This window comes from Dyella tabacisoli, from assembly GCF_003350925.1.
Classification (GTDB): domain Bacteria; phylum Pseudomonadota; class Gammaproteobacteria; order Xanthomonadales; family Rhodanobacteraceae; genus Dyella_C; species Dyella_C tabacisoli.
In genome coordinates, this window is record NZ_KZ857173.1 from 618241 (window position 1) to 638177 (window position 19937).

General features: G+C 59.1%; 18 protein-coding genes. 4 read left to right on the forward strand and 14 right to left on the reverse strand.

Translation table 11 applies throughout. The annotated features are described in order from the left end of the window. Position 1 precedes the first annotated feature (1 nt). Positions 2 to 1069 carry an alpha/beta hydrolase family protein gene (locus tag DVJ77_RS02535; RefSeq protein WP_114843865.1) on the forward strand — a complete coding sequence of 356 codons (1068 nt, stop codon included), beginning with the start codon at positions 2 to 4 and terminating at the stop codon, positions 1067 to 1069. A gap of 200 nt (positions 1070 to 1269) precedes the next feature. Here DVJ77_RS02535 and DVJ77_RS02540 read toward each other — a convergent pair whose 3' ends face one another. The 3 genes from DVJ77_RS02540 to DVJ77_RS02550 form a co-directional block, all read right to left on the reverse strand. Then, complete coding sequence (locus DVJ77_RS02540; RefSeq protein ID WP_114843866.1) at positions 1270 to 3927, reverse strand: M1 family metallopeptidase; 2658 nt, start codon at positions 3925 to 3927, stop codon at positions 1270 to 1272. 269 nt (positions 3928 to 4196) lie between these two features. Next, entirely contained in the window at positions 4197 to 4382 is a 186-nt protein-coding gene (locus DVJ77_RS02545; RefSeq protein WP_162791337.1) for a hypothetical protein, read from the reverse strand. Beyond that, the gene (locus DVJ77_RS02550) at positions 4369 to 4578 is read right to left on the reverse strand and encodes a hypothetical protein (protein WP_380037619.1); all 210 of its coding nucleotides are present in this window, start codon (positions 4576 to 4578) and stop codon (positions 4369 to 4371) included. The genes DVJ77_RS02545 and DVJ77_RS02550 overlap by 14 nt, the downstream gene beginning before the upstream one ends. A gap of 133 nt (positions 4579 to 4711) precedes the next feature. On the opposite strand from DVJ77_RS02550, the gene DVJ77_RS02555 reads away from it, so the two are divergent. Continuing rightward, positions 4712 to 5512, forward strand: a complete 801-nt coding sequence (locus DVJ77_RS02555) for a ParB N-terminal domain-containing protein (protein ID WP_114843869.1) — start codon at positions 4712 to 4714, stop codon at positions 5510 to 5512. Between the two features lie 261 nt (positions 5513 to 5773). Here DVJ77_RS02555 and DVJ77_RS02560 read toward each other — a convergent pair whose 3' ends face one another. From DVJ77_RS02560 to DVJ77_RS02590, 7 genes are all read right to left on the reverse strand, one after another. Beyond that, on the reverse strand, positions 5774 to 7066 hold the full coding sequence (locus DVJ77_RS02560) for an adenylosuccinate synthase (protein ID WP_114843870.1): 1293 nt from the start codon (positions 7064 to 7066) through the stop codon (positions 5774 to 5776). Positions 7067 to 7231: 165 nt separating this feature from the next. After that, positions 7232 to 8098 (reverse strand): protease modulator HflC, encoded by an 867-nt coding sequence (hflC, locus tag DVJ77_RS02565; protein WP_114843871.1) that lies wholly within the window; start codon positions 8096 to 8098, stop codon positions 7232 to 7234. After that, a complete protein-coding gene (hflK, locus tag DVJ77_RS02570; protein WP_114843872.1) occupies positions 8095 to 9252 on the reverse strand; it encodes an FtsH protease activity modulator HflK in 1158 nt (385 codons plus the stop codon). The genes hflC and hflK overlap by 4 nt, the downstream gene beginning before the upstream one ends. A 175-nt stretch (positions 9253 to 9427) precedes the next feature. Next, entirely contained in the window at positions 9428 to 10729 is a 1302-nt protein-coding gene (gene hflX / locus DVJ77_RS02575) for a ribosome rescue GTPase HflX (RefSeq protein ID WP_114843873.1), read from the reverse strand. Positions 10730 to 10750: 21 nt separating this feature from the next. Then, a complete protein-coding gene (hfq, locus tag DVJ77_RS02580) occupies positions 10751 to 11020 on the reverse strand; it encodes an RNA chaperone Hfq (RefSeq protein ID WP_114843874.1) in 270 nt (89 codons plus the stop codon). Positions 11021 to 11258: 238 nt separating this feature from the next. Next, positions 11259 to 12215 carry a tRNA (adenosine(37)-N6)-dimethylallyltransferase MiaA gene (gene miaA / locus DVJ77_RS02585; RefSeq protein WP_114843875.1) on the reverse strand — a complete coding sequence of 319 codons (957 nt, stop codon included), beginning with the start codon at positions 12213 to 12215 and terminating at the stop codon, positions 11259 to 11261. A gap of 2 nt (positions 12216 to 12217) precedes the next feature. After that, a complete protein-coding gene (locus DVJ77_RS02590; protein WP_162791338.1) occupies positions 12218 to 12655 on the reverse strand; it encodes a hypothetical protein in 438 nt (145 codons plus the stop codon). Positions 12656 to 13018: 363 nt separating this feature from the next. Between DVJ77_RS02590 and DVJ77_RS02595 the strand changes: the two genes are divergently transcribed. Further along, positions 13019 to 14611, forward strand: coding sequence for an MASE1 domain-containing protein (locus tag DVJ77_RS02595; protein WP_162791339.1), 1593 nt, complete (start codon positions 13019 to 13021; stop codon positions 14609 to 14611). A 60-nt stretch (positions 14612 to 14671) separates the two neighbouring features. Here the strand turns inward: DVJ77_RS02595 and DVJ77_RS02600 are convergent, their stop codons facing one another. The 3 genes from DVJ77_RS02600 to DVJ77_RS02605 all read right to left on the reverse strand — a co-directional run bounded on the left by DVJ77_RS02600 (position 14672) and on the right by DVJ77_RS02605 (position 16822). Further along, positions 14672 to 15136, reverse strand: coding sequence for a hypothetical protein (locus DVJ77_RS02600; protein WP_225427738.1), 465 nt, complete (start codon positions 15134 to 15136; stop codon positions 14672 to 14674). Between the two features lie 322 nt (positions 15137 to 15458). Then, positions 15459 to 15842: a hypothetical protein gene (locus DVJ77_RS21000; protein ID WP_162791340.1), complete on the reverse strand. Its 384-nt coding sequence runs from the start codon at positions 15840 to 15842 to the stop codon at positions 15459 to 15461. Continuing rightward, the gene (locus tag DVJ77_RS02605; protein WP_114843879.1) at positions 15839 to 16822 is read right to left on the reverse strand and encodes an RHS repeat-associated core domain-containing protein; all 984 of its coding nucleotides are present in this window, start codon (positions 16820 to 16822) and stop codon (positions 15839 to 15841) included. The genes DVJ77_RS21000 and DVJ77_RS02605 overlap by 4 nt, the downstream gene beginning before the upstream one ends. An 817-nt stretch (positions 16823 to 17639) precedes the next feature. Between DVJ77_RS02605 and DVJ77_RS02610 the strand changes: the two genes are divergently transcribed. Beyond that, a complete protein-coding gene (locus tag DVJ77_RS02610; protein WP_225427740.1) occupies positions 17640 to 18101 on the forward strand; it encodes a hypothetical protein in 462 nt (153 codons plus the stop codon). A 69-nt stretch (positions 18102 to 18170) separates the two neighbouring features. Here the strand turns inward: DVJ77_RS02610 and DVJ77_RS02615 are convergent, their stop codons facing one another. Then, entirely contained in the window at positions 18171 to 19775 is a 1605-nt protein-coding gene (locus tag DVJ77_RS02615) for an MASE1 domain-containing protein (RefSeq protein ID WP_114843880.1), read from the reverse strand. Positions 19776 to 19937: the final 162 nt, after the last annotated feature.

Consider the following 19937-nt stretch of genomic DNA (forward strand, 5'->3'; position numbering starts at 1 on the left):
TATGTTTAAGCGCAATGGTTTTTCATGCGTCGCGTTACTCGCACTGGCATGCAGCTCGTTGCACGCTACATCGGTGGGCGAACTGCACCGTACGACAACCACGCCAACAGCAGCGATTCGCGATGCAGAACACCGCGACCAGCTTCGCGTCACGGTCTGGTATCCCGCTGTCGATGGTGCGGTCGAAAGTCCGCTGGATATCGGCGCACCAGGGCACCCGTCATTTCGCTCCGGCAGTGCCGCGGTCGATGCCGCCATCGCCGATGGAAAACACCCGGTCGTGTTGCTGTCGCATGGCTTCGGCGGTAGCGCACGCATGATGGGCTGGTTCGGCACTGCAATGGCCCGCGCAGGTTACGTCGTCGTCGCCGTCGATCATCCCGGCAACAACGGTCGCGACCCGATGACGATGGCCGGTGGCACCTTGATCTGGGAGCGCCCGGAAGATTTGCGCGCCGCCATCAACGCTGTGCAGAAGGATCCGCTCATCGCGCCGCATCTTGATATGCATCGCTTGGGCGTCGCCGGCTTTTCGGCGGGCGGATTCACCGCACTGGTATCAGCTGGCGCACGATTCAATCTCGACCGATTCAAAACGTTTTGCCATACGCATGCCAGCGACCCGACCTGCCTGCCGCAAAAAGAAGCGCCCGATGTAACTTTTGCCGCACGAGAGCAGGCCCTGAATTCAGCGCCCCTGGCTGCACTTACTGCGCACGCGGGTGACGATCACTCCATCACCGGGGTCAAAGCCGTATTCGTCATGGCGCCGGGACCGATCCAGGGGCTGGAACCGGACACGCTGAAGGCATTGAAAACGCCGGTGGCCATTATTCTCGGCAATGCCGACAAAGTGGCACTACCGGGTACGAACGGCGATACCGCGGCCAGGTTATTACCGCATGCGACGCTGAAGACGCTGCCTGATGTAGGTCACTATGACTTTCTTGGCAACTGCACCGAGACCGGTTTGAAAGAAGAGCCTTTATGCGCACTTAAGCTGCCGCAAGACGGCACACACGATGCAGCGATAGCAATGGCCAAAGCGCTATTCGCCAAGAACCTCTAGCGGCTCGCAGTACCTCGCCCACAATCCACATAAGTCACGTCGACAGCTACAAGGTGCGCTCTTCTACTGGCGATTCGAGCAAACAAAAAGGCCCTGCACATGCAGGGCCTTTTTTGTTCATGCCGAGAGCGTCTTACCTCCTGCGCACCAGCCCCGATACATAGAACGAGGCGTGGCGGAAGTCTTCGAGAAGCGCTTTCTCAGTGGCCGTTTTTCTTCAACCAGGCGTCGACCACCGGCAAGCGCTCGTTGCGAACCTGCACACGATACTTAATGCTGGCCATGACCGTCTCGGCATCGCGCCGCGAACCTGCCGCGACATGGGCATCGGCGTAAGCCTTGACCTTGCCGATCATCGCCGGATCCAGCGAAGTTGCGGCCAGCATCGGGTAGTAGCGACTGCTTGCTGACGAATCGACTTTCTTGTTGACCTGATCGATGTGCGCAGTAGCAAAGTCGAAAGCCAGCTCTGGATGCGAACGTGAAACGCCGGAAATCATGCCTGAACTGTTGGTGGCGCCTGGCTCATCGGTCAGCGCCAGATCGAGTGCCCGCTGAGCCAATGCCTTGTCTTCGGCAATGGAGAGCAATCCATACAGCTCGTCCTTGACCAGCGGAGTCTTTTCGACCTTCGCCTCAGCATGCAACTGATCCCAGGTCGCGGCATCCGCATGACGCGCGACCACCGCAAGAATGGATTTACGCAGCGCGGCAGGCAACGCTTTGGGATCGCTAGCCTGAGCCTTATAGCGGCGCAACGATTCCTGCACTACGGCCGGATCACCCAGCTTGCTGAGTGCCCCGATTAGCTCGATGCGCAGAATCTTTACCGACGTAGCTTCATCCGGGCGCTCCTGCCAGCCAATGCGAATGAACACCGGCCCCAGTCGCGCAATGGCGAACTTGCGAAATGCCGTCTGTCGCGTGGCATCGCCATCGTAGTAACTGTCAAGGCTTGCCAGTTTTCCGGCAATGTCGCCCCAGATCTGCGGGTCAGCATCGATCGAGGTCGCCTTGACCAGATCCAGGTAATCCGACACCGGCTGCAATCCGGCCATGCCCAGCGCCCAGGTATCGCCCGACAAGCCAAGCTGGTCGATCGGTGCGATCTTGGCGTAGCTGTCCTTGATCGCCGCGAACTGAGCCGGCGCATACAGCGTGCGGTAATAACCGCTTTGACCGGCATTGACGATGACCGGACCACAGCCGGGCACATCGAGCGTGGCATGCCCGCCACTCACTAGCGTGCTTACCGGTGAGGTCGCGCCAACAGCTTGTGCAATCACCGGCACCCGCCACGACAACGGCTTTTTGTTCGGGCGATCTTTGGTGAACTCGCCCTGCGCCAGCGTCAGCGTCGTCTTGCCGGCCGTGCAAGCCGCCGCTTCGACACGAATCATCGGCACGCCCGGCTGCAAAGTGAAGTCGTGGGCAATGGCGGTAACCGGCTTGCCCGCAGTAGCCTCCACTTCGCGCCACAAATCGTCGGATACCGTATTGCTGTAGGCGTGCGCCTTCATATAACGGCGCACGCCCTCGCGCCATGTATCGGCACCTACATAACCCTCAAGCATGCGGATGACCGCCTCACCCTTGGAATAGGTGATGGCATCAAAAGCCTGACTGGCCTGCTCTACTGTCTCTACGTGCTGCACCACCGGATGCGTGGTGGCAATGGCATCGCGCTCCATGGCGCCTTCACGCACATCCACCGCCGACAACGCGGTGTTCCATTCCGGGTGTAGCTTCTCGGTGGTGCGCGCAGCCATCCACGACGCAAAGCCTTCGTTGAGCCACAGATCATCCCACCAACGCATGGTCACCAAGTCGCCAAACCACTGGTGCGCCATCTCATGTGCGGCAATGGAGAACACCTCCTCTTTGTCGGCCTGGGTCGAGATCGAGGGGTCCAGCAGCAGGGCATATTCAAAAGTGTAGATGGCGCCCCAGTTCTCCATCGCGCCGAAGAACTGGCTGCGTCCGGGCGAGGCGATATTGTCGAGCTTGGGCAACGGGTATGGCGTACCAAAGTATTCGTTGTATTCGTGCAGTACCGCCTTGGCCGAATCCAGCGCAAAGGTCGCCTGCGACACCGCCCCCTTCTGCGTAATGACGCCGATTTCGGTGCCATCGGATTGCGTGGTGGCCCGCTCGAATTCGCCAAGCCCGAAGAACAGCAGATAAGTGGACATCTTCGGCGACGGCGCAAAGCGCACCCGCGCCAAACCGCCGCCCAGATCCGTCTTCTGCGCCACCGGCATATTGCTTACAGCCATCTGCTCGGCCGGTACCGTGGCCTCCAGCGTGAAGGTTGCCTTATACGCAGGCTCGTCCCATGACGGAATGAAACGGCGCGCATCGGAATTCTCAAACTGCGTATACAGCGCGCGCTTGTTGCCGGCCTTGGTGTCGTAATCGATCACAAACAAGCCATTGGCCTGGGTGCCGATCTTGCCGGTGTAAGTCATCGAAAGCTGATAGCTGCCTGGGGCAATCGGCTGCGCCCAGGTAAATGTCGCCGTCTGCGCGGCCGCATCCACCGTCACTTTCGGCGCGGAGTACATGACCTTCTTGCCGCCCACGGGCATCAGGCTCACCCCCGAAAACTTCATGTCGATGGCGTTGAGGGTGATGCTGGTCGTGGGTTGCAATACCTCGATATTGACCCCCACCTTGCCGTCAAAGCTCAGCGACTCGGCATGCGGCGTCACTGATACGTCGTAATGCGTAGGCCGTACGCTGCGCGGCAACTGGGTGGTGGTGAGCACGGCGGTGGACGCTTTGGGCGCATCGGCCACAGCCGCCATAGACACGCCGGCAAGTGCCAAGGCAATTGCGGTAACCAGATAACGACGCATGACATCCCCTCATAACAAGTAGCGGCCCAACAGGCCAGAAACTGACGCGCAAGCGCGGACAGCAAAAGAACGAACGTTGACCCGCGGATGGTGACTGCCAACGGCACTGCCGAAACACCGCCGAAAGTCATGGCAGAGGCAACTGATGTACCTCACCGGCCTCGGGGTCGACCGGGGTCAGATAGAACCACCGCAAGTTTTCGCCCTTTCATTGGGTAAAGAGCCATAGAGCGACCGTACTTTGCGCAGATCGCTTACGCGCTGGCGCATCAATAGTTCAGGTGCGGGCTCAGCAAATGCAATGAAAAGGCAACCCAGATAGCCGCAAAGCAGGCAAGCAGCAATGCCGCGCTGTTGAGCTTGCGCCATAGATGCCCAGGCTCGCGCCACGCATGGCGTGCACTGGCCGCTACCGCGAAAGTACCGACAACCGCCAGGATGTCAAAAAACGGCACCACGCGAACCTTGCCGTCGAAATGATTGCCGATGTTGGCTCTGCTGCTTCGGGCTCGCGGCGCACAGATTCTTGGCGGTCTCTTCAAAGTCTGCCGTATGCGTCACCAACTCGTGCAGGGTAATCGGTTTGCCTTCGCACGGCGGGATGGTCACGTCTTGATCGAGGTCCAGCTTGCCTTGCTCGACCCATTGCATCACCCCGGTCCACATAAACGTCTTGGAGATCGAGCCAGGGCGAAACAGCGTCGGTGCCGGGTCACATCAAGAGCGCACGCGAAGCGCGCGTTCTCTACAATGCTGCCCTTTTTGCAGCTCGCTGGATTGCACTATGGATATTGTCGTCAACGAAGAACTCAAGGCCTATATCGACCCGCTGACCGCCGATGAGCATGAGGCGCTGGAGCGCAGCATCCTTACCGAAGGCTGCCGCGACGCCCTGGTGCTATGGGACAACATCCTCGTGGATGGCCACAACCGCTACGGCATCTGCCGCAAGCACGATCTGCCGTTCCAGACCGTGCAGCACACCCACTTCAGCTCTATCGAAGACGTGCATCTGTGGATGATTAACCAACATCTGGGGCGGCGCAGCGTGTCCGATTTTCAACGCGGCGTGCTGGCGCTGCGCAAGCGCGAGATTCTCGCCGAACGGCAAGCCCGCGCACCGGAGCCAGAGGCCGCCGCGCAAATGGCACCAACAGCATCCGACGATCAAGTGGAAAGCACGGCCGCTGATGCACCGCCACCCACGCCACTGAAAAACCGCGAAGCGATCGCCCGCGAAGCACGCTTAAGCAGCAACCAGGTTGTGTTGATCGAGAAGATTCAAAAGCAGGCAGCCCCCGAAGTTGTCGCGGCCGTGAAGTCCGGCACCATATCGATCAATGCCGCCGCAGCCGTGGCGACGCTACCTGCCGAAGAACAGCGCGCTGCCGCGATGGCAGGCGGCGACGAACTCAAGCAAGCCGCCAAGCGTGTGCGCGAGTCCAAGCGCAAGCCACGCAAAGAACCGGCATCCGAGGGTATGGCCGAAGACGACGAGCTGCACATGCTACGTGCGCGCGTCGCCGAACTGACTGCGGAGAATGAAGCACTACGCCTTCAAGTGGCAGCGCTGCAAGAACAGTAAAGACGATTGCCGCTGCGGTAATCGCGTATGGGCTGCGTCAAGCCGTGGTGGCGACGCGCCTAGCGAATGGCATGCCCAATCATGTCGATTTCGATAGGGATCGCCTGACTCAATCCTGATAAGGGAAATGAGGTCGACATCAGGCTCGCTTAAATAAAATTTTCCCGATCGGGAAAATTACACCAGGGTATTCGTGTTTCCTCTGACCCGAAAACAAAAAGCCCCGCGATGCGGGGCTTTTTGCTTGACCATTGATCGCTATCAGGCGAATGGATCGTCCAGCACAATCGTGTCCTCACGATCGGCACCGGTAGCCACCAGCGCCAGACGGCAACCCGACAACTCCTCTACCGCACGCAGATACGCGCGCGCAGCGGCCGGCAGCTTGTTCCAGTCGCGGATACCGGCGGTGGATTCTTCCCAGCCGGGGAAATCCAGATAAACCGGCTTGCACTCGGCCCAGCCGTCAGCGTCCAGCGGCGCCAGTTCGCGACGTTTGCCGCGGTATTCATAGGCGATGCAGACCTTGATGGTGGGCAGGCCGTCGAGTACGTCGAGCTTGGTGATGGCCAGGCCGCTGATGCCGTTGATTTGCACGGCGCGCTTGAGCGCGACCAGGTCGATCCAGCCGCAACGACGCGGACGGCCGGTGCTGGCGCCGTACTCGTTGCCTTTCTTGCGTAGCAGCTCACCCATCTCGTCGTTGAGTTCGGTGGGGAACGGACCGCCGCCGACGCGGGTTGCATAGGCTTTGCAGATGCCGAGCACGTAGTCGATATCGCCTGCGCCTACGCCGGTGCCGGCCAGTGCGCCACCGACGGTCGTGTTGGACGAGGTGACGTAGGGATAGGTGCCGTGGTCGATATCGAGCAGCGCGCCTTGCGCACCTTCGAACAGGATGTTGCCGCCCTCTTTGCGGATGTCGTGCAGGATGGTGGCGACGTCGTCGACCATCGGGCGCAGGTACTCGCCCCAGGTCAGCGCTTCATCGAGTACCTGCTGGTAGTCGACCGGCGCAGCCTTGAGCCACTGGGTGAGTACGAAGTTGTGGTACTCGACCACTTCTTTCAGTTGGGCGGGCAGCTCGTGCGGGTACATCAGGTCGGCGACGCGAATACCGCGACGAGCGACTTTGTCTTCGTAGGCCGGGCCAATACCGCGACCGGTGGTGCCGATGGCCTTGCCGCCGGCGGCGATCTCGCGCGCCTTATCGACAGCGATGTGGTACGGCATGATAAGCGGTGTGGCCGGGCTGATTTTGAGACGCGAACGCACGTCGACGCCGTTGCCTTCCAGCTCGGCGATTTCCTGCATCAGCGCCGCGGGGGACAGCACCACGCCGTTGCCGATCAGGCACAGCGCGTCGTCGCGCAGAATGCCCGAGGGAATCAGGTGCAATACGGTCTTTTTGCCCTTGATGACCAAGGTGTGGCCGGCGTTATGGCCGCCCTGGAAGCGGGCTACCGCGCCGACGCGCTCGGTCAGCAGATCGACGATCTTGCCCTTGCCTTCGTCGCCCCATTGCGCGCCGAGAATTACGACTGACTTGCCCATGATGTTGTCTCGTGTTTTGAATTCGTCTTGATGGACACCCTCCCCTGCTTGCCGGGAGGGTTGGACAGAGGCAAGGGTATTTCCCCCTCCCAACCTCCCCTGCAAGCAGTGGGAGGAGCCCATCGGTTTTACCTCTCCCGCACGCAGGAGAGGGGTCAATCTGGTTTATCGCTTGCCGGCGCTGTCGTTGAAGTAGCGCAGGAACTCGGAATCCGGCTTGAGTACGAGTACGCCCTTGCCGTCTTCAAACGATTTTTTGTAAGCGGACTGGCTGCGATAGAAGGCGAAGAACTCGGGATCTTGTCCGTAAGCTTGCGCGTAAATCGCTGCGGCCTGCGCATCGCCCGAACCGCGTACGGAGGCGGCGTCGCGCTCGGCATCGGCGATCAGCACGGTGCGTTGACGGTCGGCATCGGCCTGGATCGTCTCGGCGGCTTGCTGGCCGGTGGAGCGCAACTCGTTAGCGAGTTGCAAACGCTCGGAGCGCATGCGCTTATAAACCGACTCGCTGACCTCCTTGGGTAGATCGATACGCTTGATGCGCACGTCGACCACGGTAATGCCCAGGCTCTTGCGTGCAGCCGCATCGGTTTGTTTGCGCACGCGCTCGGTAATGTCTTTGCGGCCACCGGCGATCAGCTCTTGCAGCGTGCGCGCATTGAATTCGAAACGCAGGGCGTCTTTGACGATGGGGGTCAGCCGATTCGCCGCTTGCAACTCGGCGCCGGCCGTGGCGCGGTAGTAGGCCGCGTTGTCGGCAATGCGCCATTTCACGTAGAAGTCGACGTCGACGCTCTTTTTCTCGGAGCTGAAGTAACGCTCCGGCTGGGCTTCGAGGGTCAGGATGCGATTGTCGAACAACTGGCTTTGCTGGATCAGCGGTACTTTGAAATGCAGGCCGGGTTTGTCACCCGTGCGCACGATTTTGCCGAACTGCATCACCAAGGCAGTTTCGCCTTCGTGAACGATGAACATGCTGTTGAAGCCGAGCAATACGGCCAGCACGACGAGAATACCGGAGATGTATTTCATGGCTGTTTATCCTTGCCGGTCGAGGCATCCGTGGCAGGCGCGCCCTGCATGGTGACGCCGGGCAGATCCTTCACTGCACCTGCCCCCTGGCGATCGAGCGGCAGGTAGATCATGTTGCGGCCACCGCTGCCGTCCAGCACTTTGGGGTTGTTCGACATCACGTCTTCGACGGTTTCCAGCCACAGGCGGCGGCGGGTAACCTCCGGCGCGGCGCGGTATTCCTTGAGGATGAGATTGAAGCGTGAAGCGTCGCCGGTGGCGCGGGCCACGCGCTCGGCGCTATAGCCTTGTGCCTGGGCCGAGATGCGTGCGGCCTCACCCCGTGCCACTGGCACGACCTGGCTGGCATAGGCGCGAGCCTTGTTCTCGGTACCCTGCTTGTCTTCGCGCGCGGAGTTGACGTCGTCGAAGGCGTCTTTGACGTCCTGCGGCGGCGCGACGTTCTGGAAGCTGACGTCGGTAATCATCAAGCCCGAGTCGTAGCCGTCCAGCGTGGTTTGCAGAATTTCGCGGGTTTGCTGCTGCAAGGTGTCGCGCGTCTGTGCCGGCACGGGGGCAGGCACGTGCGCGGTGGCTCCGCCTGATGCCGCAACGGCCGGCATCGCCACAACCGGCTGCTCGCCAGGGCTGGTGAGGATGTTATCCATCACGTTGGCGCCGACCACCGAGCGCACGGCGGCTTCGGCGGCCTGCTTGAGGGTGTCCTCGGGGTCACGGGTGGAGAACAGAAATTTGCGTGCGTCGGAAACCTGGTACTGCACGTTGAAATCGACCGCAATGATGTTTTCATCGCTGGTCAGCATGCTCACCTTGTCGTTGACCGAGCGAATCTCGGTGGTGCCGATCTTGGTCACCGTCTCGATGGGCCGGGGCAGCTTGAAGTGGAAGCCAGGCCCCAAAGTGCGCGCGTATTGACCAAAGCGCAGCACCACGCCCGACTGGCGGGCATCGACGATGGTGTAGCTGCTAAGCAGCAGCCAGGCCAGCAACAAAGCCAGCACGATGGTGAAAATGCCGCCGGAACCACCGCCAAACTTGCCCAAACGTGCCTTGAGCTGCTTGAGCAGATCCTCAAAGTTCGGCTTGCTGCCATTCTGGCGCTGCTTGTTCCAGGGGTCGCGCTGCCCGTTATTACCGGGTTCGTTCCAGGCCATGGTCAGTCTCCTTGAGGCCGCAGGGAGGCCGGCAACATCGGCCGGGGATGCGTTGAACGGGATAACACATGGTGTCATGTCGCGTATCTGGCAAGAGCGCCCCGCTGACGCAATTGCCCGCACAAACATCGGGGATTCTAGCAGAGCTCGCCGAAAGCGTCCGAGCCTATTCAGCCTATTCGACAGGACCGAGCAATTCGCGCAGCAGCTCGGCCTCGGTCGCATTGCCGCCGCTCAGTGGGGCAAGCACGCTGCGCGGGGCGTCGATATCCAGTTGCCAACCGTGCTCGTCTACCGCTTCGCCGACAATCGCACCGGCCGCCTTAAGCCGTGAATGCAGGCGACCGGCCGACAACGGCAGGTGCAACGGGGACTGCACCCGGTCACCGCCGAGCAATTCGCCCAGCGCCTGCCGCAGCAGGTCGATACCGAGGCCACGTGCGGCCGATAGCCACACCCGCTGCGGCCGCCCCTCGGCATCGCGGTCGATGCGCGGCTCGGTACCGGCCAGGTCGATCTTGTTCATGATTTGCAACTGCGGCAGGTCGCCGGCGTCGATCTCCTCCAGCACCTTGTCGACGACGCGGTGCAGGCGCTCGCGCTCGTCATCGGCGGCGTCGCAGACATGCAGCAGCAAGTCGGCATCGCGCGCCTCGATCAAGGTGCCGCGGAAGGCGGCAACCAGGTCGTGCGGCAGCTCGCGGATAAAACCGACGGTATCGGCCAGCACCGCCGGGCCGCAACTGAGATCCTCCAGCTTGCGCACGGTGGGATCGAGCGTGGCGAACAATTGATCGGCGGCGTAGACGTCGCCGGTGGTCAACGCATTGAATAAGGTCGACTTACCGGCGTTGGTGTAGCCCACCAAGGCCACCCGCGGCACCGTATTGCGCATGCGCGAGCGTCGTTGCTGACCGCGCTGGGTCTGCACTTTTTCCAGCCGTTTGGTCAGCATCTTGACCCGCTCGGCGAGCAGGCGGCGGTCCAATTCAAGCTGGGTCTCACCTGGGCCACGGTTGCCGATGGCACCGCCGCGCTGGGTATCGAGATGGGTCCAGCCGCGCACCAGCCGTGTGGCGATGTGCTTGAGCTGGGCCAACTCCACCTCCAGCTTGCCCTCGTGCGAACGCGCACGCTGGGCAAAGATATCCAGGATGAGCCCCGCGCGATCGACCACGCGGATGTTGAGCAGCTTCTCGAGATTGCGCTCTTGCACCGGCGTGAGCAGGTGGTCGACCAGCACCACGTCAGCCTCTAGCGCCCGCGCGGCCTCGGCCACCTCGTCGGCCTTGCCGGTGCCGATGTAATAGCGGGGGTTGGGGTCTTCGACGCGAGCGGCGATGCTGCCCAGTATCTCGGCGCCAGCGGACTTGGCTAGCTCGGCGAATTCTTCGGCTCGGCGCACCGCATCGCCCTCTCCGCGCGAATGCGGGAGGACGAGTACGGCACGTTCGCCTTTCTTTTGTCTATCAAACAGAGTGGATCAACCTCAAGAAAATCAGACCTCTGCCTCGGCCGGTGCGACCGTGGCTTCAGTGTGGCCATCATGGCCATTGCCGACGCGTACGTTGCGGCTGGGTACCACGGTGGAAATAGCGTGCTTGTAAACCATCTGGCTTACCTGGTTGCGCAATAGCACTACAAACTGGTCGAACGACTCGATCGTCCCCTGCAGCTTGATGCCGTTGACCAGGTAAATGGCCACTGGGACGCGCTCGCGACGCAATGCGTTAAGAAATGGATCTTGCAAAGTCTGCCCTTTGGACATTTGTTTTTCTCCCCTCGCAGCGAACGGGTCGGATAAAAGACGCGCAACGCGCCCCGACCCAAGGCGAAGGAATATTAACCGCTTTTAAATTCTTGATGAAAGAGCACTTTCACTCTTTCGAAACTCCGCAACCGCCTTCACCTCAACTAGACACGAGATGCTTGCCGTTATTTCAGGTGGGGGTGCCTGCGAGCCGGTTCAATGGCCCACCCGATCCATTGGCAGCGGAAACGGCGACTCAACGCTGTCGAACAGGCTGCAGGAACCCTTGCAAGGCATCCTCGGCCTGCTCTCGCAAATTCACTCGATCGGGATCGAACACCCGCGCGTCGAGTTCGCTACGCAGCCAGGTGATCTGCCGCTTGGCCAACTGCCTCGTGGCGAACACGCCTTTGTCGCGAAAAGTCGCGGCATCGATCTGCCCTTCCAGATGCTCCCAGGCCTGGCGATAGCCCACTGCCCGGATCGCCGGCAAGTCGGCATGTAAATCCCCGCGCTCACGCAAGGCACGCACCTCGTCGAGAAAACCATCCGCCAACATGGTGTCGAATCGCTGGGCGATACGCTCGTGCAAGGGAGCACGGTCGCCGGGCAACAACGCCAGTTTCAGCACGCGCCAGGGAAACCGCTCGCCACTGCCCCCTTGCTGCTGCTCGCTCAGCGGGCGCCCCGTCAGCTCGATCACCTCTAAGGCGCGTTGTAAGCGCTGTACGTCGCCTGGCTTGATACGTTCGGCTGCCACAGGGTCCAGGGCGGCCAATCGCTGGTGCATCGCCCCCCATCCCACCTGCCCCGCCTCAGCGGCTAGCCGGGCGCGCAGTGCCGGGTCGGCTTCAGGCAATCGCGACAGACCGCGTTGCAGCGCACGAAAGTACAGGCCGGTGCCGCCAACCAGTAAAGGCACCTGCCCTGCGTTATGGACGCGCTCCATGGCGGCAAGGGCGTCGGCACGAAAATCAGCCGCCGAGTACGGCTGGGCCGGATCGCGGATGTCGATCAGCGCGTGCGGATAACGCGCCAGCGTCGCCGCATCGGGCTTGGCCGTGCCGATGTCCATGCCGCGATAGACCAGGGCCGAGTCGACACTAATCAAACCCATTGGAAAACGATCGGCCAAAGCACACGCAAGCGCCGTCTTGCCCGATGCCGTCGGCCCCATCAAGAAGACCGCTAGCGGGCGGACGTCGACACTCATGCTCAAGCCTGCGGCGGATAAGCGCGAATGACACGCTCTAGCAGTTCGTTATCGATCGAGCCGTCGAAAACGAGATTGCACTCGGTCGCTTCCTTGGTAGCTGCGAATCCATCGAGCTGTGCCGCAAGCACCCAGGCATTGCCCTGCTTTTTCAGAATACGGCGAGACAGATCGAGCGCCTCGTCGGTGCGCAAGTACTGGCTGTTCTTATCCTGTATCAGGTAACAAGCATAGACGTAGCGGTCCGATACCCACATGGACCTGTACACATACTTGCCAACGTCGCGCGGATCCAATGCATGCAGCGTGGTGTTGATCTGCTGACGCAACGCAGAGCCTGCCGCAACCTCGACACCGTCTTTGGCGGGAGCCATCGCACCGGCGTGAGCCATGCCAACCATAAGCAGCGAGCACGATATAACGACAAGCATCCAACGCACGGCATCTCTCCATAAAAGGTGGCGGGCAAGGTTACTCCCTTGCCCGCCACCATCAAAGATCAGCGGCCTCGGCTTGCGACGGCTGAATCAGCCTCAATGCCCACGCAAAACACAAGCAGCAAATACCTCAATCGGACACTTCAAATAGCCAGAAAGGCCGAAACGCATGCGCAGCCTTTGTGGCCATAGAAGGGCCGCCTGCGCGCCTGAAACATGGATAGAGAGCAGGTGACACCTTCACATCACCTTCATGTGGTAGGGATCCGATATCTAGTAACGTTGGCGCTGGGGAGTAAGCAGTGACGTGGTAATCAAGTTCTAAGGGGTAGCAGTGATATGCAAAAGGGACCAGGCGGAGGATTCTTGCTGCGCTTTCTTGCTGTCGTTGCTGGCTATGCGCTGAGCTATTCACTTTTTCGCAGCGTTTCTTTTTCTCATTGGATTCCCTTGGCTGGGTTGCGTCTGGTTTGGCTGATGTTTCTGCCTTACCGCTACTGGCCCGCCGTCGTGTTAGGCGAAGTCCTTCCGCTGGCCTATACGAGCATTCAATGCCTTGAGTTGTACGGCACCGCGTGGGCTGCCTTCAACATGCTTCCGCCTGTCATGGTCGTGATGCCGGTGGTTCACTGGTTCCGCCAGCGTCAGCCCTTTTTGGACAGGAAGCAGATCGATGGAAAGCAGTCGGTGGATATCGGAGCTTTTCTTCAATGCTCGCTGATCGTGTCGATCATCTGGAGCGGCGTTTTCCTGTTGTCTGTGGGCCTCATGCATGCACCACCGGGAGAGACACCGAGTGTCACCAGCAATTTAGCCAGCCGCTACCTGCTAGGTAACTTCCTCGGCATTCTCGCAATCGCTCCGCTGGCGCTGATGGCTTGGGAAACGCTAGGCACGGCACGACCGCATACGTTGCTACAGCAGCTCTCCACGAGCCGTCTGGCGATGGAATTCGTCTTCCTCACTGTGCCGGTGATTGCACTATTGACGTGGCTGGGTGCAGATGCGGCAGGTGACGCACGACAGGTGGCGCGTATTGCCATGTTCATCCCCGTCGCAGCGCTTGCGTTACGGCACGGCTGGCATGGGGCCGCACTCGGCGGTTTTGTCGCCAGCGTCGGCATCATTCTTACGATGGTGGCGAAGCGCGACCCTTCGGTTATCCAAGCACAAGCGCTCATGGCGCTGGCCATCACGTCTTTCCTGTTACTGGGCTCGCGCATCGCCGCGCAGAATAAGCGCGAACAGGCCTCGCAAATCGATAGCAAGCGCGCCTTGGAGATCGCCCAACAAGGTTTCTTTCTGAGTGAAATGCGGCTGCGGCAGGCATCGTTTGCGCTCGATCATATCGGCGCATCCGTCCAAGAGGCGCACAACCAACTGTTGGGACAACTGCGTTACCTGCTGCCAGCAGTGGACTCTCGCAATCACTATCGACAGGCCACTGCCAACCAACAACGGATATATCGCCTCGCTGACAGCATGTATCCACTTGCCTGGCGAGATCGCGGCCTGCCAGCGGCTCTACGTGCGGGGAGCATCGCTCGAACGCTGGACGAAATTGGAATCAGCTACCAGTGCGAAATCCTCGGGCGCGGCCTTAGCAGCATGTCGCCGAGGTTGCATGCGGCGCTTTATCGCGCTGCTTGCGAGGCTGTTGTGTACCTGGTTACGCAAGCCCATCCAAACAAAGTACGCATGACCATCAGGGGCTGCGAGTCACAAAACAGGCGCTGGGTTGTGCTGCAGGTTGACGGTGTCGACGCTCACTACGCCGCCACCAACCCGGCAACGAGCATTGAGTGGGAATGGCTGGCGCCGAGACTCGGTGCAAGCGGCCTGGGGCTCGACACCATCCGGGATATCGCTCTCATCTATGCGGGAACGTTACGCGTACGCAGCACCGAGAAACGGGTGAAAATCTCCCTCTTTCTGCAAGATGCCGACTCGGCGGACTAAGCCGGGAACCTAAGCTCGAAACCTGAGCATGGACCGGCCCCCATTCGGGCGGCCCTGCCTTCATTCAACATGAACGCCACAATCGTCCCGATCCTGACACGTAGCACTGGCTGCCTTAAGCAGCACGTGTCCATTGAACTGCGGCGTCAACTGTATTTGCACCGAGTTGTCTTGATAGACCGTCTCACTGGGTGCTGACGCCGTAGCCGTTGCGGTACGTGGCTGTTGCGGAGTGCTGACGTTCTGTGAATCGGCGCCTATAGGCAACACCAGGAACTGGTCGTTAGCGGCAGCAAAAGCACCGCGCACCGTGCCATTGAGATCGTTGACCTGAATAAACCGGATACCGTCACGCTCGAACACATAGACATGCCAACGCGGGCTTGAGCTGACATCGGGAACGTTGGGCCAGGCTTGACCGAGGCCGCTATGAGCAGCGGCTGTTTGCTGTGCCCAGACCGAACCACAAACGCTCGCAAGGACAAAAGCAGCCATCGGCAGTAGTCGCTTCACTATGGTGTGCATTTCAGTCCCCCGGACGTGTCTTATTTAGGGCGCAGCATAACGCGAAGCATTGTTAAGACCATGTCTTTCTTAACATTCATCGGCCACCCAAGGGGAGTCTTTGCCTTTTGGAACTACCTACTCAAGAGCGCCAACTGCCTCTCGCACTCTGTCCCAATTCTTCTCATTTCTCAGCGATGCCGGCGTGACTGAAAGGGCTACAAACATCCTGCACAGGACAAATCCGACCAAAGCACGGTGATTTCGCGATGACGCCAAGGTTGCGCGCAGGGTCCCGATAGAGTCCAGCTTCGTGACCTAATGCGTCAGACGCTACCCATGACTAATGTCGCTCAAGGACTGAAGCATTTAAGCGACTGATAGATACAGGTATGAAAGAAAACGCGTTCCCGCTCATTTCTAACCTCCCAGCCACTGATACAGGCGGACTTCTATTCCCTTGATCCTTTGCCGACATGATGTCATCGAACTCCAAAGCTGCCGGACCATTCGATTTGATGTCGAGAGGAATTTGATTCTCTATACAGCTCGAGTCGACCATTGAAGAGCCATGCATCCCAACGACTATCTGACCGACCAAGCGAATATCACGACCGATATATTGTGAAGGGTGCTTTGAAACTTCGCACACCGAATCTACCTCATGAGCACCAATGTATAGCGGCATCATTGCCAGCATAGAAAATATAAACTGATGTGATTTCATGGGCATCGGCGTCCAGGACATTTGTGAAATGCCTCGCTTGTCGCATCCTCTACCACATTCGCCTGGCGGTAATGGTCACGATCATTGCTCGGCAACGATGGATTCCATAAATCGGAATACGACTTAGCGTTGTAAGCCTCGTTAACGTAGGACTGAGAGCGAAAAGCATTCATCTCGCCATAGAGTGTGTCATTGAAGGTATTGGCCGTAAAGACACCATTGTGCTGATCGATCACATGTTGTCCCTCATGAACCACGACTGCAGCCAACTCTATCCCTACATCATTTCCATTCGCCACAAACCTCGACGTCGCAGATGCAAGATTTAAGGTCACATCAATCTGTCCATTATCCTGGCTCTGCGTCTCAGCAAAGACACCGCGACCGAGGTCGCTAAAGTTAACCTGGACATCCACGTGTCGATCGTTACCAATCGTGCCATACCCCCCTTCTTTGCCATATGCAGCTGCGATGCTCTGCAAGGATGTCCGTTGCTTCGATCCTGCAGGTAATTTCCGAATGGCATCATGTATTCGCCTGACCGCATCCCGAATGACTCTGCACTCTCCATCCGATCCATTACAAGTGTAGTTGCCACTTGGATCACTCAACATAACCGGGTTGTTGTTAGCATATCCATAGTCATTAAAGCTAAAGATATTACCCGGCCCAAGCGTGATTGCATCAGCGCTAAGTAACCTACCAACCGCCGGGTCATAATAGCGCGCCTGCATGTAGACGAGCCCCGTATCTGGATCACTCACATGCCCCGCATATCCTGGCCCATTCGACGCATCCCCTAGCGCTTGCGACCCATATGGTCTGTAATCAAACGTCGCCGTGATGTTGCCACTAGCATCCGCCTCTGCCAACGGCGTTCCCTGTGGATCGGTATAGATGTAAGTGACAGTGTGCTGTTGCGCCTGCGCAACTCCGCACAGCAGTAACAATAAGACAAACCGGCAGAATTCCTTCCTCATTAGATACCCCCAGGCAGACCAACAATATTCATTGCCCTAAGCAAATCCGTAAGCAGACACACTCATTGTCAAACACATTAGGCGTGTAGCCACCGTTGACCACAGCGAAGCACCTGAATTTCGCTAAGTTAAGCCTTGCGGGACAGGGATAGCCGAGTTGACGAAGTTTTGATAGTCGATGCTGTAGTAGGTGTAGTAGTCAGTTGCGCTATCGCTCGCCCCATCGGATGCGCGGTGAGGTCAGTCAGCGTATGGGGATCCAACAGCAGACCGTGTTGCTTCAGCGTGTCGGCAGGGCCGGCTGCCACATGCCTTCGACGGCATGGGCGGAAGAAATGAAACCAGCGGAAATGGCTGTGGCCCGCAATAAACGACGCATATAGAACTCCTTTTCGAATGGCGCCGGGAGCGAGCCCGGCTGCGGTGAAACTCAAGAAGATAGCAGCCGGGTACCGCGCAAACAGCATCGAGGGCATCAGCAGTAAGTCATGAAACCCGGCCCGATCAACCCTGACACCGTACTCGAAACGGCCGCCGTCGCCAAAAAGCACCATGGCGCGCGCGCGCCGCGACCCAGGCTTTTCACCCATCGCCGCCCGCTTTAATGGGGCAAATTCATTGCGCCAGGGCAATGCGTGACATGGATAACACGTGGCATACATGCCAAGAGAGCGTCTGCGCGCGACGCCCTGGGCAGGTGTTTGTCGCGACTTTTTCCGCTCGCATCATTGGCCGAGATCGGCCTGCCAGAAAGACATGGTCTTAACAATACTTCGCGTTATGCTGCGTCCAAATAAAACATGTTCGGGGAACTGAGATGCGTACCACAGTGAAACGGCTGTTGCCTTCGGCGGCTCTTGTCGTAGCGGTTATCTGCGGTAACGCTTGGGCACAGCCAACGACGGCTGTCAGTACTGGTCTCGGCCAGGCGTGGCCCAATGCCCCTGATGTCAGCTCAAGTCCGCGCTGGCACGTCTATGTGTTCGAGCGCGACGGCATCAGGTTCGTCCAGGTCAATGACCTTAACGGTACGGTACGTGGAGCATTTGCCACAGTTCAAGGCGAGTTTCTGGCATTACCGATCGGCAAAGATTCCCAGTACATCAGTACGCCCCAGCATCAGCTCGACGTTTCCGCGCAAAGCCCCGTGGAGGAGGTCTACAAAGACAGCTCGATCAAGGTGCTTCTGACGCCGCAGATCAATGGCAAAGTGCAATTGAACGCCGTTGTGCTCGATTGCACCGGGCTGGATTGCAGTGGCGGTGGTCGAGTTAACTAACTGAGTAAGTCATCGCCATATATATAGCGAGATATATAGCGAGGCAATCGGAGCGGGGCCATCGAAAACTTACACGACCTCTCCAAATACCCAGTCAAGAGAGGGGTCCGAAGTATCTTGCAGTTGAGCGCGTACCCTGATGGTGCCTGCACGTAGCCGCTCGATAGCCAGGCTTCCCTTATACAGCCGAACTCGATTACGCATTTCTTCTTCGCTGAGTCCCGCGCTGCCCAGGCGAGCGAGGACATTCGTCCGATCTAGCGGCTCGACAGGATCACCGGCACCCTCGATGTCCAGGTCCACCGACCAGATGCCTCGTTCCGATCGTGTAAACGTACGTAGCACCAGCCTTTCAGTGGGCGCCTCGCACAGCACATAAGTCACGATCTCGCAGGCAAGCCGATAGAGCGCCACACGAATATCGGGGGCAAGAAGGCTCATCTGACCACCCGGCTCAACCTCGTAAGTCACGCCGAAATCACGAAGCGTTTGCGTAATGGGGCCTTCCCACAGCGCGTTCGGATGACCGACGCGCCCCCACTCCACCGGCGATAGACGTCCAGCCACCGTATGGAGATCTCTTTGCGCCGAGAGCAGTTGCTCGCGGTAGCCAAGCTCCTCACTTCCAGGCAGGTAGCCGCGCAGGCGATGCAACATTTGCCCATGAGTAAGGTTCAACTTTTCCCGTGCGGCTTCCACATCCTGGGCGTTGCGGCGAACACGCAACTCGTTGAGAAACAGTTCTTGCCGGGCGATACGAAGGTTGTGCCAACCCTCATGCAAAGACAGGCGCATCACCGTAGTGCGCGCACCCAGCATCAACAACGTAGTCAGGGCAAGCGCCATAGCTGTCTGCGCCAATAACGTGGCGCGATCACTATGCGCTGGCATGAGCCAGACAATGCAGCAGCTTGCCACTGCTCCCGCAAAGGCAGCGCCCCGCCAACCTCGACGCAGCGCGAAAAAGACCACTGGAACGAACAGCACTATCTGTGCGAGATCACGCCAGAATTCGCTGTTCGCAGCAAGGGCGCCCGCCGATGTCGCCGCCATGAGTAACAAGAGCAGCAGCGACTCACCCACAACATGCGCGCTGGGTGAAATAACTTTGATTAGCCCACCCTTTATGCCGTGCAACGTCGCGTCAAACGCAATCAGCGCCAGAGGGACTATCACCAGGATTCCGAGGTACGTGCCGAGAAAGTATTGGCTGGCGGCCTCTTCCAGAGGAACCTTCGCTTCGCCAGAAGTCGAGGGCACCAAGCTATAGACACCGGCATCGATGACCGCCGTCAGTATCGAAGTACCCAGGACGCACAACAACAAGCCCAGCATATGTTGGGCTGTCGATCGTCGAGGGCCAGGAAGGTGGTCACGCAACCATACGACGAACGGCATCGCGAGCAGGATCGGAGGCACGGACGCAGTCAGTGTCCATGCCGCGCCAAACTGTTGCAGACACTGAAGGTTGAAATAGACCAGCGGGATAATTTCCCCGACGACCAGTGCAGCCCAGTAGCGTCGAGGGAGCAGCAACAGACAGCCGAGACGCAATCCGGCAATGAGTGACCAATGCGAGAACGACACATTACGCAAAACGATATAAGCGAACGCGTAAACGGCTGCCATGGCGATGTGACATAGCCAGACACCTGTTCGATTCCCGATGCGCATATCACCGCCCCCGTTTAGACCGAATGCCGCGCCCTCAGCATTATTAGCTTAATGCGGGCATTACCTGAATCGAACCTTTTTCGAGATGAATTCCGCGTGAAATTATTCACGTTTGCAGGCGAATGGCAGTGCCGCCCCCAAAAACATCGGGGGAGTAGGCAT

Coding starts and splice junctions, on each gene's coding strand:
- DVJ77_RS02535 (WP_114843865.1), top strand. CDS start 2: ATGTTTAAGCGCAATGGTTTTTCATGCGTCGCGTTACTCGCACTGGCA.
- DVJ77_RS02540 (WP_114843866.1), bottom strand. CDS start 3,927: ATGCGTCGTTATCTGGTTACCGCAATTGCCTTGGCACTTGCCGGCGTG.
- DVJ77_RS02550 (WP_380037619.1), bottom strand. CDS start 4,578: ATGCAATGGGTCGAGCAAGGCAAGCTGGACCTCGATCAAGACGTGACC.
- DVJ77_RS02555 (WP_114843869.1), top strand. CDS start 4,712: ATGGATATTGTCGTCAACGAAGAACTCAAGGCCTATATCGACCCGCTG.
- DVJ77_RS02560 (WP_114843870.1), bottom strand. CDS start 7,066: ATGGGCAAGTCAGTCGTAATTCTCGGCGCGCAATGGGGCGACGAAGGC.
- hflC (WP_114843871.1), bottom strand. CDS start 8,098: ATGAAATACATCTCCGGTATTCTCGTCGTGCTGGCCGTATTGCTCGGC.
- hflK (WP_114843872.1), bottom strand. CDS start 9,252: ATGGCCTGGAACGAACCCGGTAATAACGGGCAGCGCGACCCCTGGAAC.
- hfq (WP_114843874.1), bottom strand. CDS start 11,020: ATGTCCAAAGGGCAGACTTTGCAAGATCCATTTCTTAACGCATTGCGT.
- miaA (WP_114843875.1), bottom strand. CDS start 12,215: ATGAGTGTCGACGTCCGCCCGCTAGCGGTCTTCTTGATGGGGCCGACG.
- DVJ77_RS02600 (WP_225427738.1), bottom strand. CDS start 15,136: ATGCACACCATAGTGAAGCGACTACTGCCGATGGCTGCTTTTGTCCTT.
- DVJ77_RS21000 (WP_162791340.1), bottom strand. CDS start 15,842: ATGAAATCACATCAGTTTATATTTTCTATGCTGGCAATGATGCCGCTA.
- DVJ77_RS02605 (WP_114843879.1), bottom strand. CDS start 16,822: ATGAGGAAGGAATTCTGCCGGTTTGTCTTATTGTTACTGCTGTGCGGA.
- DVJ77_RS02610 (WP_225427740.1), top strand. CDS start 17,640: ATGCGTACCACAGTGAAACGGCTGTTGCCTTCGGCGGCTCTTGTCGTA.
- DVJ77_RS02615 (WP_114843880.1), bottom strand. CDS start 19,775: ATGCGCATCGGGAATCGAACAGGTGTCTGGCTATGTCACATCGCCATG.